General features: G+C 65.1%; 5 protein-coding genes. All 5 read left to right on the top strand.

The genetic code is table 11. The features are described from left to right. A partial coding sequence (locus tag NS331_RS13460) for a LysR substrate-binding domain-containing protein (protein ID WP_242873741.1) occupies positions 1-402 on the top strand: 402 nt, incomplete at its 5' end. 316 nt (positions 403-718) lie between these two features. Next, positions 719-1,615: a transporter substrate-binding domain-containing protein gene (locus tag NS331_RS13455; RefSeq protein ID WP_058642496.1), complete on the top strand. Its 897-nt coding sequence runs from the start codon at positions 719-721 to the stop codon at positions 1,613-1,615. A 143-nt stretch (positions 1,616-1,758) separates the two neighbouring features. Continuing rightward, positions 1,759-2,484 carry an amino acid ABC transporter permease gene (locus NS331_RS13450; RefSeq protein ID WP_058642495.1) on the top strand — a complete coding sequence of 242 codons (726 nt, stop codon included), beginning with the start codon at positions 1,759-1,761 and terminating at the stop codon, positions 2,482-2,484. Positions 2,485-2,577: 93 nt separating this feature from the next. Further along, positions 2,578-3,243 carry an amino acid ABC transporter permease gene (locus NS331_RS13445; RefSeq protein ID WP_058642494.1) on the top strand — a complete coding sequence of 222 codons (666 nt, stop codon included), beginning with the start codon at positions 2,578-2,580 and terminating at the stop codon, positions 3,241-3,243. A 32-nt stretch (positions 3,244-3,275) separates the two neighbouring features. Beyond that, a partial coding sequence (locus tag NS331_RS13440) for an amino acid ABC transporter ATP-binding protein (protein ID WP_058642493.1) occupies positions 3,276-3,785 on the top strand: 510 nt, incomplete at its 3' end.

Below are 3,785 nucleotides of genomic sequence, written 5' to 3'. Positions count from 1 at the left end.
CACCGACTGCCGGGCCAGCCCGGCTGGCCGCTGCCCTACCTGGGCTATGCGCCCGGCGCCTACCTGGGCGGCGTGGTGGACCAGTTGCTCAAGGCCTCGTCCGTGCCCATCCACCTGGACCGCGTCTACGAAACCGACATGGCCGAGGGCCTGAAGGTCATGGCGCTCGAAGGCCATGGCATCGCCTTCCTGCCGCAGAGCGCGGTGCGCAACGAGGTGCGGGCCCGCAAGCTGGTCAGTGCCAACGGTCCCGACATGGCGCCGCTGGAGGCGACCATGGAAATCCGCGCCTACCGCGAGCGCCCTGCCGCACCGGCCCGCGGCGAGGCCGGCACCGCGCCCAAACGCGCGGCCGACCTGCTGTGGGGCTATCTGAGCAGCGCGGCGGCGGCGCTGGAGTGAGTGCCGCTGCACGCGCTTTTTCGTGGTACACGCGCCCGCAACGGGGTGGCCGGCACCGCCGGCCGTGCTCGCCATGCCGTGTATGCATGCCTCCATCCTTCATGCACATGGGCCAGGAATGCCCTGGGCATGGAGACTGCTACCTGCTGAACATCGGCTGACACAGAGGAGGCGTGCACCACAATCGGCTGTGCGGCGCACCTTTTTCCACCCCATACCGGTGGGTTCTGCACCGCCCTGGTTCGGGTAATCCCGAAAAGGGTGAATGTCTAGAATTTCGGCCGTTCCCTCGACCCTCCCCAAGGAGCATTCATTCATGAAGAAGCAACTCACGCTCATCGCCATTGCGGCGCTCGCCACCAGCGGCGCGTTCGCGCAGGCCAACGACACCCTGGCCAAGATCAAGTCCAGCGGCAGCATCAGCCTCGGCGTGCGTGACTCCTCGGCCCTGTCGTACACGCTGGGCAACGGCAAGTACGTCGGCTTCCACACCGAAATGGGCGAGCGCATCATCGACGACCTGAGCAAGGACGTCGGCAAGAAGCTCAACATCGTCTACACGCCGGTGACCTCGCAGAACCGCATCCCGCTGGTGCAGAACGGCACCGTCGACCTGGAGTGCGGCTCCACCACCAACAATGCCACCCGCCAGAAGGACGTCGATTTCGCCCACACCACCTATGTGGAAGTGGTGCGCACCGCCGTCAGGGCCGACTCCCCCATCAAGGACCTCAAGGACCTGAACGGCAAGACCGTGGTGACCACCACCGGCACCACGTCCGTGCAGACCCTGCGCAAGAACGAGCGCGCCCAGGGCATCGACTTCAAGGAAGTCATGGGCAAGGACCACGCCGACAGCTTCCTGCTGCTCGAGTCCGGCCGTGCCGACGCCTTCGTGATGGACGGCTCCATCCTGGCTGCGAACATCGCCAAGTCCAAGAACCCTGCCGGCTTCAAGATCGTCGGCCCCGAGCTATCGGTCGAGCCCATCGCCTGCATGCTGCGCAAGGGCGACGACGCCTTCAAGAAGGCCGTCAACGCCTCCATCGACCGCCAGATCAAGGACGGCTCGCTGGCCAAGCTGTACGACAAGTGGTTCATGCAGCCCATCCCCCCGACCAACACGGCCCTGAACCTGCCGATGTCGGACGCCACCAAGGCGGCCTGGGCGAACCCCAACGACAAGCCGATGGAAGACTACGCCAAGAAGTGATCGGCAAGCTTTCGCGGCAGGTCTGAATGACCCGAGCGCCCGCCAATTCGGCGGGCGTTTGCGTATGAGCCCCGCGCGGCCGGCCCCGGCGCGCGCGAGGCACGGCTCTTGAATACACAACCCCTACAGCGAGGAGCGCCCAGATGGGAAATTGGGATTGGCAGGTCTTCCTGCAGGATCCAGGTGGGAAGGACCCCACCTATTGGCAATGGATGATGTCGGCCTGGGGCTGGACGGTGTCGGTGGCGCTCACCGCACTGGTCATCGCCCTCGTCACCGGCTCCATCGTGGGCGTCTTGCGCACGCTGCCCGACAACCCCTGGCTGGTGCGCTTCGGCAACGCGTGGGTGGAGCTCTTCCGCAACATCCCGCTGCTGGTGCAGATCTTCCTCTGGTACCACGTGGTGCCGGCGCTGATCCCCGCCATGCGCGACGTGCCGCCCTTCATCCTGGTGGTGCTGGCGCTGGGCTTCTTCACCTCGGCGCGTATCGCCGAGCAGCTGCGCTCGGGCATCCAGGCCCTGCCGCGCGGCCAGCGCTACGCGGGCATGGCGGTCGGCTTCACCACGCCGCAGTACTACCGCTACGTGCTGCTGCCCATGGCCTACCGCATCATCATTCCGCCGCTCACCAGCGAGTCGATGAACATCTTCAAGAACTCGTCCGTGGCCTTCGCCGTGTCGATCGCCGAGCTGACGCAGTTCGCCATGCAGGCCGGCGAGGAAACCGCCCGGCCCATCGAGATCTACTTCGGCGTGACGGCGCTGTACGTCGTCTCCGCGCTCATCATCAACCGCATCATGGCCTTCATCGAGAAGCGGCTGCGGGTGCCGGGTTTCGTTGCCGCTGGTACCGGGGGAGGACATTGATGCAGTTCCACCCCCACGCTCTTCACTTCGTGTATTCGCTGCCCCCCGAGGGGGCACAGGCCTCCCTTGGGACGGCCCGGCGGGAGGCCTGACATGAACCTCGACTTCGGCTTCTACAACTGGGGCGTCATCAGCAACTTCGTCCTGAAGGGTCTGTGGTTCAGCCTGACGCTGACCATCGTGGCCACGCTGGGCGGCATCTTCTTCGGCACGCTGCTGGCGCTGATGCGCCTGTCGGGCAAGAAGTGGCTGGACATGCCCGCGGCCATCTACGTCAACGGCATGCGCAGCATTCCGCTGGTGATGGTGATCCTGTGGTTCTTCCTGCTGGTGCCCTTCATGATCGGCCGCCCCATCGGCGCCGAGATGTCGGCGTACATCACCTTCATCGCCTTCGAGGCGGCGTACTTCTCCGAGATCATGCGCGCGGGCATCCAGTCGATCCCGCGCGGCCAGGTCTTCGCGGGCCAGGCCATGGGCATGACCTACAAGCAGAACATGACGCTGGTGATCCTGCCGCAGGCCTTCCGCAACATGCTGCCGGTGTTGCTGACGCAGACCATCATCCTGTTCCAGGACACCTCGCTGGTCTATGCCATCGGCGCCTACGACATGCTCAAGGGCTTCGAGACGGCGGGCAAGAACTTCGGCCGCCCGGTCGAGGCTTACCTGCTGGCCGCCGTCGTCTACTTCGTGATCTGCTACGCGCTGTCCTACTTGGTCAAGCGCCTGCACAAGAAGATCGCCATCATCCGATGAACCGCTGAGAGGAATGCTCCATGGCTGAAAAAATGATCGAAATCAAGAACGTCTCGAAGTGGTACGGCCCCGTCCAGGTGCTGCACGACTGCTCGGTGAGCATCGACAAGGGCGATGTGGTGGTGGTGTGCGGCCCGTCGGGCTCGGGCAAGTCCACGCTGATCAAGACCGTGAACGCGCTCGAGCCGATCCAGAAGGGCGAGATCGTCGTCAACGGCATCCGGGTCAACGACCCCAAGACCAACCTGCCCAAGCTGCGTTCCAAGGTGGGCATGGTGTTCCAGCACTTCGAGCTGTTCCCGCACCTGTCGGTGACCGAGAACCTCACCATCGCGCAGATGAAAGTGCTGGGCCGCAGCGCCGACGAGGCCAAGACCCGCGGCCTGAAGATGCTCGACCGCGTGGGCCTGATGGCGCACAAGGACAAGTTCCCCGGCCAGCTCTCCGGCGGCCAGCAGCAGCGCGTGGCCATCGCCCGCGCGCTGTCGATGGACCCGATCGTCATGCTCTTCGACGAGCCCACCTCGGCGCTCGACCCCGAG

Origin of the sequence: Pseudacidovorax intermedius (assembly GCF_001476815.1) — a bacterium.
Classification (GTDB): Bacteria; Pseudomonadota; Gammaproteobacteria; order Burkholderiales; family Burkholderiaceae_C; genus Xenophilus; species Xenophilus intermedius_A.
Note: the sequence above shows the minus strand (reverse complement) of the source record. Positions and strands in the feature narration are given on the sequence as shown.